We start from the raw sequence: 13810 nt of genomic DNA, 5'->3' as shown, positions 1-13810 counted from the left end.
AAACAGGCGCCTTTCGATGGAAAGGCGCCACTTGATGTATATATAGTTTACAGATAAACGAGATGAATTACAACCTTTTAGAATAAACCTACTGCTTTTCCATCTTCATTTACATCCATTTGAAGTGCTGCTGGTTGTTTTGGAAGACCTGGCATTGTTAACATTGTACCTGTTAACGCAACGATAAAGCCTGCACCGATAGATGGTTTTAACTCACGAATTGTAACGATAAAGTCAGATGGACGACCTAATTTTGTTGCATCGTCAGAAAGAGAGTATTGAGTTTTCGCCATACAAACTGGTAGGTTACTCCAACCTTCTCCTTCATATTGAGCTAATTGCTTACGTGCTTTCGGAGCAAATTCAATATCTTTTGCGCCATATACTTTTTGAGCAATTGTACGAATTTTTTCTTCTAAGGGTAATTCTAATTCATAAAGTGGTGCGTAGTTGTTTTCACCTTTTTCGATTTCTTTTAGTACTTTTTCAGCAAGATCAACTCCGCCTTGGCCACCTTTCTCCCAAACTTCTGTTAAGGATACTGCATAGCCACGCTCATTACACCACTCTTGTAAGTATGTAACTTCTGCATCTGTATCTGTAATGAATTTATTAATTGCAATTACGAAAGGCACACCGAAGCTTTGAATTGTTTCAACATGCTTCTGTAAGTTTTCCATACCTTTTGCTAATGCATCTACATTTTCTTCTTTTAATTGATCTTTTGCAACGCCGCCATGCATTTTAAGCGCACGAATAGTCGCAACAATAACAACTGCTTCTGGTTTAATACCAGCTGCACGGGCTTTAATATCTAAAAACTTTTCAGCGCCTAAATCAGCACCGAATCCAGCTTCTGTAATAACATAATCACCTAATTTTGCTGCCATTGTCGTAGCGATAACACTGTTACAACCGTGAGCAATATTCGCAAATGGTCCACCATGAATAATAGCTGGTGTATTTTCTAACGTTTGTACTAAGTTTGGCTTTAATGCGTCTTTTAATAATAGCGTTAACGCACCTTCTACACCTAAATCTTTAACCGTCACAGGTTGATTTGCAAAGTTATAAGCAACTACGATGCGAGATAGACGTGCTTTTAAGTCTTGAATATCTGTTGCAAGGCAGAACACGGCCATAATTTCAGATGCTACTGTAATGTCAAAACCGTCTTCACGTGGTACACCTTGTACAGGTCCACCAAGACCAATTACTACATTACGAAGGGCACGATCATTTAAGTCAACACAGCGTTTCCAAACGATTTTACGCGTATCAATTCCAAGTGTGTTTCCTTGTTGGATATGATTATCAATAAACGCTGCTAATGCGTTATTGGCAGTTGTGATCGCATGGATATCTCCAGTAAAGTGAAGGTTAATGTCTTCCATTGGTACGACTTGTGAAAAACCGCCACCTGCTGCTCCACCTTTTAATCCCATCGTTGGTCCAAGAGATGGTTCACGAAGTGCAATTACTGTTTTCTTACCAATTTTATTAAAAGCTTGACCTAAACCAACTGTTACTGTTGATTTACCTTCTCCAGCTGGAGTTGGGTTAATCGCTGTTACTAAAACAACTTTACCGTCTTTCTCATCTTGTAAGCGCTTAAAAATATCAAGAGATAACTTACCTTTATAATGCCCGTATGGCTCTAATTCATCTTCTAAAATATTTAAATCAGCTGCAATTTCTTGAATCTTCTTCATACTCGCTTCTTGTGCGATTTCAATATCGGATTTCACTGTTGTAGTAGTTGTCATATACCCTAGTCCCCCTTTAATTGGTTCTGATGATATTGTATCAGTTTTTTGTATTTTCTGCACTTATTTACCTCCTAAAAATTCTTTCATTTCTTTATACGTTTTTTAACATAAATACCCATAAGAATGTTAACGATTGTTGTAACTCTGTAGGTAGTTGACCTAGCATCTTCTCATTTACTCCGCGCTTATATACGCCGATGCCATCTACAACTTCAAAACCTTGTTCTTTCGCTAACTGTTCAAATTCCCAAGGCATCATCGTATTACAAACAACGTCTTTTCCATACAAGCGAGGATAACTGTTCTCTCGTGGCTTTGCTGTCGGTCCTAAAATTGCAATACATGCATATCCATCTTTCTTTAACACACGCTTTATTTCATTTAACGCTCGTAATGGCTCTTCCGTCCATTCTAAAGAATTAATTGCCATAATTGATTCAAATTGCTCATTTTCAAATGGTAATGCAGAAAGATCTCCTTTTATAAAAGATAAATTTGGTCCTTCTCCGCGCTCCTTACCTTTTTGAATCATCACTTCCGATAAATCTACTCCCACTGCTTTATAGCCTGCGCGACTTAATTTATATGTACCGTACCCATCACCACAACCAACATCGAGCACTTGTGCTTCTTTCTTCACGTATTGTTCAAAAAACGGAATAATTGTGCTCCTACTCCCGCTATCCCACATTTCCTGACTATTTTGATTCCAAAACTCCGCACTACTATCCCATTTCTTCTCTGCTGATTCATGCCAATTAAATGTTGTCATACATTCCCCTACCTTCACGTATTATCATTCATTTCATTCTACATCATTTTCCAAAATTCCTGTTTTATCCCGCTTGCAGTAAGACACCTACCCCAAAATTCAATGGATGCGGACCAGTTAATGGGAGAGAATTGCTCATAAAAATCCAATTGTCGCTGGCTGATAATCAGTCCTAGTGGAAAAAATTCCACACTTTATCTTCAATAGGAGATGGATATGTTAACGATGGAATGCGTATTCTCCAATTTTTGCTTTACTTGGGTTTAACTCATACTCATGCTCTTCTCATTTTGAAAGATACTATAGATACACCCAATTGAAAGAGAGGGATGTACATGCGAAGAAAGAGAAATCATCATTTTAAAAGTGGTGAAAAAAACGAAGAGTATGCTGCTGAAATATCACCAGCTGGCATTCCAATTAGACATAAGCGTAAAGAAATTGCAAATGAGATAGAAGGTACAAATACCGGCGCAATGGTAGGCTATGTCGCCTTATTTCTTTCGTTATTCTCCATTGCTTTTTATCCCGTTACGCTCGGCTCCCTAGCAATTTTAGTTGGCCTATTAGCTGTCAATTTCGGAGCAAGAACACTTGGATATACAGCAATTGGCTTTGGTAGTTTTTCTGTTTTATTTACTTTACTTTATCCGCTTGCTTTGTCAGCGTTTTAAAAAAACACACCAAGTTATACTTGGTGTGTTCATTCATGATACAACATAATATGACCGCATCCACAACAATGTTTCGCTGTAATTTCTTGAAACACTGGATAATTTTCTTCATCTCGATGCTCAATAAATACTTTTTCAAATCGATACATGTTTGGTGCATATGCCCAATCTTGTTTCGTACGTGCATATAACGTTGAGGAAAAAAACTCCTCACCACCGCAAACGATACATGTGTTCTTCATCGCTATCCCTCCTATGCTTGTCTTACTTCATCTATATGAACATAAGCATAAAAAAAAGACCTTCTATTACTAGAAAGTCTTCTCTGAAACAAAAAGAAATGTACCAAACATTCCTACTCCGCTATATTCTTTTGAAACACCAGCTTCTGTTTTAAATGTTTGCTTTACAGTCATAAAGAATACACCATTTCGTGCATCTGTACTTTCAAATTGTAGTTTTTCTTTTTTACCATCTACATTTTGCGTGCATTCAAAACTACTCTCATTACAATTCAACGCATACTTATCCTCTACATACACTTTAAAATCTGATTCTTTCGGACAAGTTATAAGTAATATTGCCACGAGAATAATACTTATAATACCCACAATTGTATAATATTTCTTCATTTGTACTCCTTTCAAATGACAAGAAAACTTGACTTCATACGCCAAGTTTTCTTAGTCAACAACCCATTGCCACTCTTGTTCTTTCTTATCAAAAATGAGCCAACCTGTTTCTGTTGCTTCCTCTTTCAATTCATCGATATTATCTAACACCTCATCCGTACTTTCATACGAACCAACTACATATACCGGAATTTCAAGACCTCTTCTTGACTCAATCTTCCCTGCTAGATCTATGTAAAGACCATCTTCCATTAGTGGAATCAGCCCCATGATCAATTCTTTTGAAATTGCTGGGAAAATTTTTGATTTTTGGAAGAAAGAAAAACGTTTCTTACCGAAAGCACCGAGTTTATACGGAATGACTTTACTTAACATTCCTACAAAATCAGCAATTCTACGATAATACACTTTGTTGTACCATCCGTCATCATGTGAAAAATAAACAAATCGATTTTTCAACAGCGGAAAGAATGTTCTTGCAAGTGGTTCTTTTTTGTGAGCCAAATATAATAATTCTGCAATTTCTTTCGGCTCTAATTCATCTAAATCGCTTGCATCATCAAAATCTACCCAACAAAATTCATCAAATTCATCAATCTCTGCTTGAATTAACTTATGTATATTTTCTTCCTCAACATATTCAAATAAAGTATGATAATGAAAATCCGTCCATTCAAAGTTGTGCTTCAAAAGCAACACTTGATGAAGCGGTGAAGGGATGTTACTCGCAAACTCTTTAAACGTAATTCCTGATGTAATAAAACAATGACCTCGACGATTACCATTAATATATATCATATTCTTTACTTGGTCAGATCCTCCAGACAAAGCACCTAGCCACCTTCGTTTTATATGTTTCAATTCTATAGCATATTTTAACATGAAAAATTTTAGAAACATAGAAAAAACTTCAAAAACTATTTACAATTTCATGTGTTTTATTACATAGTGATTACAAGAAAAAACGCCTGCTCATAAGCAGGCGTTTTTAAAGGATTTCATCAGGGTTTTGAGGATGATGATTTCCCTCTTTCTTTTCTTCTTTTTGGAACATCGATTGAATTTTATCAATTGTTTGCGGAGCTAATTCAATCATTTTTTCTGCTAAATGTGTCGCATTTTGTAAATGAAGAATATTTACTCCATCTTTATTCACCACAAGAAATGCTACTGGTGTAATCGAAACACCACCCGCGCTACCGCCACCAAATGCAGCGTTACCGTTCGCTCTTTGTCCATCATTCGTTTGGAAATCAGAACCTCCTGCTCCAAAACCGAACGCTACTTTAGAAACCGTTAACACCACACCACCGTCAGCCGTTTGAACAGGCTCTCCAACAATCGTATTTACATCAACCATTTCTTTTAAATTTTCCATTGCTGCTTTCATTAACCCTTGAATTGGATGATCCACCGTTCATAACCTCCTTTGTCATATCTTTCCTAGTTTTTCCGAAAGTTTGTGAACTAAACATAAAATTTTATATTGATTTCAAAAAACTTAAGTTGTAATATTTAGAAAAATAAAAAAGAGGTCGATTCGTTATGATGCGAAAATTAACAAAGAAAGATCATGAACAAGTATTCGCTTATCTAAAAGAAGAAGCAGCCCTTAACTTGTTTATTATTGGAGATATTGAAGCTTTCGGTTATGACACAGATTTTCAAGAATTATGGGGAGTATTTAAAGAGAATGGAACATTAAAATCAATTCTACTCCGATTCCACGATTCATTTATACCCTATAGTAAAGAAGAATTTATTACCACTGATTATGAGGCACTTCTTTCCGCATATAAGCCACTTAAACTCTCTGGTAAGTCGACTATCGTAGAACAATTTGAAACTGCTTCAAATATACAACTAGGTACTAAAAATGAAATGTATTTTTGCGAATGTCTAAATGACAACAACTTACCTAGCACACCAATTCATGAAACAATTAAACTTGCCTCACTCGATGATATAGAACGAATTATGAAATTACGAAGTGACATTGCTGAATTTCCGACTACTAATGAATCAGAGAAAATATTAAGGCAGGCTATCGAAACGAATACAGGACGCACATACTATATTGAAAAAGACGGCGTGATCATCGCATCCACCTCTACTTCCGCTGAAAATTCATTATCCGCTATGGTAGGACAGGTGAGTTAATTCACCCGAGGCAGGACAAGCCTCACAAGGTCAAGCTGAATGGTTGTCTATGACAGAAACAATATTCTCACAAGAGACCACTTTCTAGGTTACTCACAAGTAGCCTATGGAGGTGGTCTTTTTGTGCGTACTCAAGGGGGGGAACTAAATGGCACTACTTAGATTTATGATTAAGGATTACCTAGAGGATAAAGAACTCAGTGGGCTAGCTCCTAGGACAATACAGAGCTACGGAGATACACTCAATGAGTTTTCTCGCTGGCTCGTCGCTGAGAAGGAGATCATTAACATCGAGGATATTACTCCACCAGTTATAAAGGGCTACCTCCTCTACTGTTCCAAGGAGAGAGGAAACACGGTGGTCACTCGTAATGGTAAGCTCCAGCACTTGAAGACATTCTTTAGATACTTAGAGGATGAGGACATTATAGAGATCCGTAGCAATCCCACTAACAAGATTAAGCCTGCTAAGACGGACAAGACCATCAAGGTGTACTCCGATGAACAGATAAAGCAAATGCTTAGATACTACAGGAGGATGCGCTCTCGAGAAAACACGCTGTATAGCTACAGAGGACATACCGTGATAGTCGTCCTCGCTGGTACAGGCATAAGACTAGGCGAGCTGGTATCCATGAGGTGGGATTCCGTGGATCTACTCAATAAGACTATCACTATCTTCGGGAAGAATCGTAAGAGCCTGTCTACTCCATTAACGGATAAAGTTGCTCGAGAGTTGTACGAGTGGAGATTATTCTGCGAGAGGTTCTACACTAAACTACCTACTCATGTGTTCTGTGACCACAGAGGACGCCAACTCACAGTTAACGCTGTTAAGCTCATGTTCACTCGGCTGTCAGCTCGTATGGGATTCAAGTGTACAGCTCACATGTTTAGACACACCTATGCAAGCAACTGTCTTAGAGCTGGGATGGATATCTACACTCTTAGCAAGCTCATGCACCACTCACAGATAAGAACTACTGAGGTGTACCTACATGCTTTCGGTAACTCATTAGCCGAATCAAACGATAAGTACAACCCACTCAATAAGTTTGACATATAGAAAAAGGCTCTACCCTGACAGCTGGACACTGGAGGTAGAGCCTTCTCACACCATAACTAATAAATGGAGTACACTCAGTTTACCATCCCTATAGGTATCCTGCAAGTGTCTCCTATCAAGGGGGATAACCATGAAGGAATTACATAAGTACAGTCAGTTTGAATCTGTAGATGAGATGGACAAGTCTATTCAGATGTACCTAGAGGAGTATGACTTAGGAGAAAGAGATCGCACTATCCTATGGAAGATTGCTTGCTACTCAGTTAAATTCAAGGGAGTTAGCTATCTCAAGTTACAAACGTTAGCAGACCTAACTGGATACGCTAAGAGGACTGTTAGTCGTGCTATGAAGAGTCTAACTGAGAAAGGAATCCTAACTCGTATAGACCAAATGAGAACGGTCAACAAAGGACAAGGAGCTTCTATAACAGTCATTAATCCTTATGGAAGTCAACCCCTACTGTCTACCCTAGAGAACGCTACAGAGCCTACAGTTAAGCCTAGCGAGGCATCTATCTCTAGTTGTGAATCAATTAACTCTAAAGCTAAACCATTAAGTTCAAATACTTACGTAGAGGACAAATTAGAACTAACTGCAGTAGGTGTGCCTGTAGAGTTCGCTATCTCTGCATTATCCTATCTAGATGTAACACAGGTGTACAAGCTATGGAGCCGTGTCCAGTTAGCAGCACGTAAACACGCACCTGACTTGGTGGAACTAACAGAGATTGCCGTCTCAGCAGTACGAGCTAGTGTGCTTGCATCTAAGGTTAAACGAGTGAGAAACTTCACAGGGTACTTCTATGGAGTTGTTGCTAGTAAGCTAACTCAAGCTCAGCGATCTCTCAAGTGCCGTCTGTTTAACTTCCTCCAGTAGGATTACTGTAAGTAATATTCCTGCTATCTGGTTGCTGTCCTATTTCGGTTAAAACTAAAGACGGCGCTATGTAGTCAATGCTCGATTGGATACTTGGTAGGCATTCAATCTGGTTCTTGCCCTACCTCTGTGGGTACAATCCTTTAGGTTGAACTTCAACCCATAGAAGCTGGCATCTCGTCAGGCATATGCTCGATTGATTACCACTTCAAGGTTACCTTCAAAATGAAGGTAACCTAATTCGAACTCTCAGATTCGTCTGTACGGGGTTCTACGAGACTAGTTTTAGTGTTTGTACCTAGACAAGATAAATCCCGTGTATGAACTCTGTAGAGCTTCTGTAAGTACTCCGTCTCATGTAGCACCTAAACCGCTACTATCTATCGAGAACGAAAAAAGTTTAACAAAAGGGTTGCGCAACTTATTGAAGGCGTGTTAAGATGATTTCAAGCAAGGGAGGTGACAAACTTGCAAGAGAAACAACTTAGATACTTCACTAAGATTATGGACGCCTACTCCCTAGATTCAATCGAGGAGGCACAGAGGTTCTACAAACTGTTCAGCGCCCTCAAGTTATTACCACCGAGTAAACGCAAGGAACTAGTAGATCTATCTTTTGAACGTATCAATGCAGGCAAATCCATTGTGGATAAGTAAACACAAATAGCCCTACCTAGCGAACACCCTGAGAAAGTGGCTAGATAAGGCTATGCAATTCAGTCGAACCAATACAGGCTCTCCCTCCATAGTAACATGGGTAGGAATGGCTGTAAAGGTTCGACCTCAATAGGAGGCGATCTCATGAACGAAGAACTAAGAGAGGCCATCGTTGTTGTTAGTGGCTCTACAGCTTTCTTGTTTGGAGCTGGATACTTAGTCTGTTACTTAATCGTTAACTTCTAAGCTTTCACCTATCTCATAAAATACTAGGAGGAATACAAATGAATACAACTGTACAGGTAACTAAAGAGGATATTGTTATGCACGAGATCGACACATTAGTATCTCATTATCAGGATGCACTGGCTCGTATTACTGATAATGAATGTGTAGTAGATACATTCCAACTAGGCATTATATACGTAGTAACCCTGAGAGCCGGCCGAATCTTCAAGGCTCTTAGCTTCAATCTACAAGAGTTGACTGAGGAGGCAAACTAATGGCATATACTGTATTGACTGTCTTAGGAATAATTGGAATGAATGTGGCTGTGGTGGTTATGAATTTAGAAGAAGACCAAACTAAGGGGGAGCTCAAATGAACTTATTCAAGCGAGTACTAGCATGGGAGAAACGTGAAAGAGAGAATCTATTCAGCCAGCTCAAGGGGGACATACAAACCCACAGAGACAGACCTGTTAGTGGCGCTGAGTTCTACCTAGACGGTGAACGCTGGATAGTAACTGGCATGTCCGATCTCAAGGTGGTTTGGAGCTACAGAGAAGCAAACAGACGTGCTCATACAATGACCAATCAATTGACAGGTGAGAAAGCTAAGTTGAACATGAACCACATAAGTAAGATTAGAAAAGTTACGTACAATCCAGTGACAAATGAGGTAACAGCCTTTGAGTATTAACACTAAACTCACTATCTCATATCACTAATAAAGTTTGCAAAGTAGATACATTCCAACTAAGCCTTACGTATGCAGTTATCTCACGAGCTGGCAAAATCTCTAAAACTCTTAGTTTTAATTTAAACGAATTAACCGAGGAGGAATACCAATGAAAAAACGAATGGTTGTTTTCCTGTCCAGTATTATCCTGCTGAGCGCCTGCAACAGTTCAACAATCTCCGAAGATGAGTATAACTCTCTAGAGGAAGGGATGACGCTCTCAGAGGTTGCAGATCTCGTGGGCGGTAACGGAAAGCGCACCAACTCTAATGGCTACACCAACGTAACTTATGATGGTGACGGTGAGGAAACTGGTGAGATTGACTTTGCAGTAATGGTATTCGAAAAGGGTAAACTAAGAGTGTGGGATCGAGTAGATAATAACTAAGGGGAATAAACTAAAACTCTAGGACACTCCCCTTCGAGCTGGCTCTCATTGAGTCAGCTCTTTTGTTTTCTTCCTCACATATACCATTACGGTAATTGAAATTATAGTTTGTATTCATGTGAATAACTTTTATGAGACCGCCTTACTAAGGTTACACCCGATGTTACCAATATGTATTTTCTCTGTAAGTCTACATTCCCCACAGGCACCTACCCCTATAGCCATAAAAAATAGGTAGCCTCCTCGGGAAAGAAAGCTACCTCGTTAGCCAAGCACACAGATTATAGCTAACCAAAACACTGTATTGATTGTAGCTCCTATAATGATTCCTTTATAGAACTCACTCACCGACATTACCTCCCTCACAATGCTAATATAGCTAGCGCTATGAGACCGCCTCCTATGAAAGCTATACAGGCCATTACACAGACTAGCCCACACAAAGCAGGTATACTCTTCCTCATCGTATCACACTCCTATGATTAACTCGTAGATGATTATTACTCCTCCCAATAGAGCTAGACCGCCTAGACCAACGGCTACGGATAACACGAAGGCTACACCCCATCTAAAGGAGTGAAACTTAATGTGATCCCATAGCGTCTCTGGAGGATAACCTATACGCTTAAACCGTTTAGCACTCCTATCTTGCCTCTCTTTAACGAGTCGGACTAACTCGGAGTCTGTGTTTTGTTTGGCTAACTCCTCGGATCTCCTTTGAGCTAGATACTCTTTGTCCTTCTCTAGTTGTTCATTCATTGTATTGATTCTTTCCTCAGTGGCTCGAAGCCTCTCCTTGAGTTCTTCTCTTTCTTCCTCATCACTCTTGAGAAGGCTATTAAATCGGTCACCCAGTCTTACCACATTAGACCACGTCCCTTCATTGATTGAATTTAGCTCATTAGTTCATCTTTTATAGGACTACATAGAGTACGGCATATTAATTGCATCCATCTAGAATTACTAGCTCTTTGTTGGCTTCAAAATGTTTCCTTGATACCTTACGAGTACGAACGCTGTTGAGCGTTCCTCCTAGTGGCTCGATAGACTCCCTCACTAACCTCTCCGTGTTCCCTCTCAATTGTACCGCCGCTAAGACTGGGTTACCCTCCATAGCCACACACTGTTGAGTTTCCATACGCTCGCCGTTCTCTACAAAGTTAACGTTCACTTGGTAGTAATTCATCGTCTAACACCCCTTTTCTGTAGGTTAAGGTCTCGCTTGCCTTCTCTGGAGAGTGCGTGTCTTTTGTATTCAATCTCACTTACTTCTCTAGGAGTAACACTAATGAGATCGCACTGAGTAATAACGAATGCCTTCTCGTATGCTCGTTTGGTTGCTGCTGAGTAAGCTTCCATTGTCCGTGTGATATCGTCCTCAGTTTGGAACATACGGCTCTCTAGGAATCTCTCATTGTTTTGCTTGTAAGCTACCTCTATACAAAAGTAATTCATTGTCTATCTCTCCTTTTAATAACCAAGGAGACCGAAGTCTCCCTAGTATTTTCTAATTGATTGTTGTAAACCTGTGTAGTCCATTCCGCTCACGCCTTGCTCATAAGCTGTTCTTGCGACTCTCTGCTCTACAGTGCTTCTTAAAGCATCCCCGTCTACATCTACAGTGCCATTAACATTATGCTCGTGCTTGTGGGTAACTGTGATAGCCGTCTTTCCTCCGGTGAATGCCTCCAAACCTGTACCTGCTAGAGCTACATTAGCCTCGTTAGCAACTCCTTTGAAGGCACCTCCTACAGCACGTTCCATCGATCTCACTTGTGTTAATGCAGCTTCATACCACGTAGGGAAGAACGCTTCACCTGATTTGTCTAAGTCTGATAGAGGCCCTTTCTTTGCTGGTGAGAACGGTAAGTAAGCACGAATGTTTTTCATACCTCTAGAGACAGCATCAGCAGCATCTCCGAATCCTTTCCAGATACCATTTACGAACTCACTAAGTAGCCCTTTCCCTGAGTTGTAGAAGTCTCTGAAGTATCCAGTGAACTTGTTTACCATCTTTCTAATTCCGTCGCCTGTGGCGCTAACAGCATCGTTGAATCCATCTCTCACAGAGTTCTTTAATGCTCTTAGCATATCTGAGCCAGCTTCTCCAAAGTTACTTACCTTGTCTTTAGCAGCTTGAACCATATCGTTAAACTTCTGCTTAGTGTCATTCAGCATTCCTTGTAATTTATCTACTGTCTTACTCTTTAGTTCTTCGTATTTCTCGACAACACCGTTCTTCAAGTTAGTTACTTTCTGCTTAGCATCATTAACAATACTGTTCCACTTGTTAGCATTGTCTTGGAGGATACCTTGTATCTTATCGACTGCAGCTTGTTTCATCTCTTCGTACTTAGCGACTACTTTGTCTTTCATCTCCTGAGCTTTCTGTTTAGCGTTGTCTACAGTGTCATTCCATTTCTGCTTAGTCTCATTCCACCACTGTTTAACAGCCGCAATCATCTGATCATGAGCATCACCAATAGCCTTAGTCATTCCGTTCCAAGCATCCTTAACCTTGTCCCAAAGCTCCTGAGCATACTTCTTAACCTCATCCCAGTTTTGATACAGGAGAACACCAATAGCAATCACTGCTGCAATAGCTGCTACTACCCAGAACCAAGGAGAAGCCAACAGCGTCATACTCAACCGACCTAGCAACTTGATAGCGTCAAGTATCCACGAGCCAAACAATTTACCTATCTCGATTACCTTATTGATAGCCTTTCCTGTATCATCAATCCAAGTAGCTACACTTACTAGGATACTGAAAGTCTTAAAGCCTGCTACGATACCAATCACTAATGGAGCTAGCCACTCAATGTTGTCGATGACAAACTGCATAGCATCCTTCACCAGTCCTAAAGCAGTATCTAAAGCACCTGACTCTCTAGCCCACTCCATGAATCTATTAGCTAACTCGAATACTTGTATAGACACTGGAGCTAACGCTTGGATGATATCCCACAGAGTCAACACTAAGTTGCCTATGAATTGCATAATGACTGGCGTACTCGTCTTAACAAAGTTAACGAAGTCTTGGAAGGCTGTATTCGATTGTAATCCTGCTGCCCAGTTAGCGAACTTCTGAGTCAGATCTACCATGCCATTCCCTAAGTCCATACCTAGTGGAGTGAATGCTATCATGATGTCGCTGAACCCCTTGAGGATATTACCGGCAGATTTCATTACCATTTCGAACATCGGAACCGCGAAGGTATTCATATGCTCGAAGAACTTATCAGCTTTACCTTGAGTGATACCTTCGTTCATTTTGCCTATCATGTTGGAGAATGATTGTCCGACTCCTTGGAAAGAAGGGAACAGTTTAGTCATTGTCAACCGGAGGAAGTCTGTAGAGTTAGCTACGAGGTCTAATGTAGTCGGAGCCATTTTGTTTTCCATCTCTCGCCAAGCATCACTTAGTTGGTTAATGGCTATTACAGCTCTCTTCTCTTCCTCCGTGAGACTCTCCATGATGGCTTGCACCAGAGCCATCTGTTTTGCATAACCTTTGGTGTCACCTGCTATCAGGGCAGCGTTAGCCTTGAGTTGGGCTTCCTCTAATTGGTTTGCCGTCTCTACAGTCTTCATTATGGTAGTAGTCGCTAAGGCTCCAAACCCAGCAGCCGCTATACCGGCAGTACCGAATAGAGAGGCGATTGCTCCTAATCCACCTAACAGAGCTGGAGTCATTGCACTTGCCGCTATCGTGATTCCACCTATGATAGCTGCCATCTTCTTAGCTTCTGACGAGGTTTGCCTGAACTGACCGCTAGCTCTGTCTTGAGCTTGAATTATAATATCTATCACTGAGGCCATTTAGTAATCACATCCTTATGTTTATGAGAACGA

15 protein-coding genes and 1 pseudogene are annotated in these 13810 nt (G+C 40.2%); 9 read left to right on the top strand and 7 right to left on the bottom strand.

The features are described from left to right. Positions 1-77 precede the first annotated feature (77 nt). Positions 78-1766, bottom strand: coding sequence for a formate--tetrahydrofolate ligase (locus NZ044_RS10600; protein WP_014482011.1), 1689 nt, complete (start codon positions 1764-1766; stop codon positions 78-80). Positions 1767-1860: 94 nt separating this feature from the next. After that, complete coding sequence (locus tag NZ044_RS10595; protein WP_000206579.1) at positions 1861-2541, bottom strand: class I SAM-dependent methyltransferase; 681 nt, start codon at positions 2539-2541, stop codon at positions 1861-1863. Between the two features lie 335 nt (positions 2542-2876). On the opposite strand from NZ044_RS10595, the gene NZ044_RS10590 reads away from it, so the two are divergent. Beyond that, positions 2877-3215 (top strand): hypothetical protein, encoded by a 339-nt coding sequence (locus NZ044_RS10590; protein ID WP_001253201.1) that lies wholly within the window; start codon positions 2877-2879, stop codon positions 3213-3215. Positions 3216-3244: 29 nt separating this feature from the next. Here the strand turns inward: NZ044_RS10590 and NZ044_RS10585 are convergent, their stop codons facing one another. From NZ044_RS10585 to ytfJ, 4 genes are all read right to left on the bottom strand, one after another. After that, complete coding sequence (locus NZ044_RS10585) at positions 3245-3457, bottom strand: hypothetical protein (RefSeq protein WP_000798747.1); 213 nt, start codon at positions 3455-3457, stop codon at positions 3245-3247. 69 nt (positions 3458-3526) lie between these two features. Then, positions 3527-3847 carry a hypothetical protein gene (locus tag NZ044_RS10580; RefSeq protein WP_000761171.1) on the bottom strand — a complete coding sequence of 107 codons (321 nt, stop codon included), beginning with the start codon at positions 3845-3847 and terminating at the stop codon, positions 3527-3529. A gap of 51 nt (positions 3848-3898) precedes the next feature. Then, entirely contained in the window at positions 3899-4675 is a 777-nt protein-coding gene (locus NZ044_RS10575; protein ID WP_000014087.1) for an oxalate:formate antiporter, read from the bottom strand. 160 nt (positions 4676-4835) lie between these two features. Then, entirely contained in the window at positions 4836-5261 is a 426-nt protein-coding gene (gene ytfJ / locus NZ044_RS10570; protein ID WP_000349986.1) for a GerW family sporulation protein, read from the bottom strand. A 131-nt stretch (positions 5262-5392) separates the two neighbouring features. Between ytfJ and NZ044_RS10565 the strand changes: the two are divergent. The 7 genes and pseudogenes from NZ044_RS10565 to NZ044_RS10535 all read left to right on the top strand — a co-directional run. Continuing rightward, positions 5393-5992, top strand: a pseudogene (locus NZ044_RS10565) (GNAT family N-acetyltransferase); the annotation flags it as partial. Positions 5993-6155: 163 nt separating this feature from the next. Beyond that, entirely contained in the window at positions 6156-7073 is a 918-nt protein-coding gene (locus NZ044_RS10560; protein ID WP_340949731.1) for a tyrosine-type recombinase/integrase, read from the top strand. 130 nt (positions 7074-7203) lie between these two features. Beyond that, positions 7204-7950 carry a helix-turn-helix domain-containing protein gene (locus NZ044_RS10555; protein WP_340949730.1) on the top strand — a complete coding sequence of 249 codons (747 nt, stop codon included), beginning with the start codon at positions 7204-7206 and terminating at the stop codon, positions 7948-7950. Positions 7951-8418: 468 nt separating this feature from the next. Then, on the top strand, positions 8419-8607 hold the full coding sequence (locus NZ044_RS10550; RefSeq protein ID WP_017762677.1) for a hypothetical protein: 189 nt from the start codon (positions 8419-8421) through the stop codon (positions 8605-8607). A 284-nt stretch (positions 8608-8891) separates the two neighbouring features. After that, on the top strand, positions 8892-9110 hold the full coding sequence (locus NZ044_RS10545) for a hypothetical protein (protein WP_211478032.1): 219 nt from the start codon (positions 8892-8894) through the stop codon (positions 9108-9110). 97 nt (positions 9111-9207) lie between these two features. Beyond that, on the top strand, positions 9208-9528 hold the full coding sequence (locus NZ044_RS10540) for a hypothetical protein (protein WP_340949729.1): 321 nt from the start codon (positions 9208-9210) through the stop codon (positions 9526-9528). Positions 9529-9676: 148 nt separating this feature from the next. Next, positions 9677-9955: a hypothetical protein gene (locus NZ044_RS10535; protein WP_144560625.1), complete on the top strand. Its 279-nt coding sequence runs from the start codon at positions 9677-9679 to the stop codon at positions 9953-9955. A gap of 1497 nt (positions 9956-11452) precedes the next feature. Here the strand turns inward: NZ044_RS10535 and NZ044_RS10530 are convergent. Beyond that, positions 11453-13549, bottom strand: coding sequence for a phage tail protein (locus NZ044_RS10530; RefSeq protein WP_340949727.1), 2097 nt, complete (start codon positions 13547-13549; stop codon positions 11453-11455). A 1-nt stretch (position 13550) separates the two neighbouring features. Between NZ044_RS10530 and NZ044_RS10525 the strand changes: the two genes are divergently transcribed. Further along, the gene (locus tag NZ044_RS10525) at positions 13551-13727 is read left to right on the top strand and encodes a hypothetical protein (protein WP_340949725.1); all 177 of its coding nucleotides are present in this window, start codon (positions 13551-13553) and stop codon (positions 13725-13727) included. Positions 13728-13810: the final 83 nt, after the last annotated feature.

Origin of the sequence: Bacillus sp. FSL K6-1338 (genome assembly GCF_038006965.1) — a bacterium.
GTDB classification, from domain to species: Bacteria; Bacillota; Bacilli; order Bacillales; family Bacillaceae_G; genus Bacillus_A; species Bacillus_A thuringiensis_S.
The sequence above is the reverse complement of the archived record's forward strand: the minus strand, read 5'-3'. Positions and strand labels throughout refer to the sequence as shown.